The sequence below is a fragment of the Psychrobacter sp. 16-MNA-CIBAN-0192 genome (genome assembly GCF_040309565.1).
Lineage (GTDB): Bacteria > Pseudomonadota > Gammaproteobacteria > Pseudomonadales > Moraxellaceae > Psychrobacter.
Window position 1 is genome coordinate 1 of the sequence record NZ_JBEOOX010000070.1, and the last position, 352, is coordinate 352.

Consider the following 352-nt stretch of genomic DNA (forward strand, 5'->3'; position numbering starts at 1 on the left):
ACGTTGCGCTAACTCCAGCATGGCAATAAATGCATACTCACCTACTGCAGTCGCGTTACACCCTGGGGCATTAGTAAAATAAATATTGCGCAACGAAAGATAATCAACATCGATATGATCGGTACCAATTGTCGCGCTACCCACAAATTTAAGTTTATGCGCATTTTTAATTAACGCTGCATTTACTTTGGTCACCGAACGCACCAATAACACATCAGCATCTTCTACTTGTTTAGCAGTCAAGGTTCGGCCGTTTACATATTCAATCTTGCCTAAATAGCCAAACAAGGCATCAACATAAGGCATGTTTTCATCGGCAATTATTTTCATTTGGGTATCTTATTCACTGCGA

1 pseudogene is annotated in these 352 nt (G+C 40.3%); it reads right to left on the bottom strand.

Going from position 1 to position 352, the window contains the following annotated elements:
* A pseudogene (locus AAEY78_RS12400) lies at positions 1–330 on the bottom strand (4-phosphoerythronate dehydrogenase); the annotation flags it as partial.
* Between the last annotated feature and the right edge of the window lie 22 nt (positions 331–352).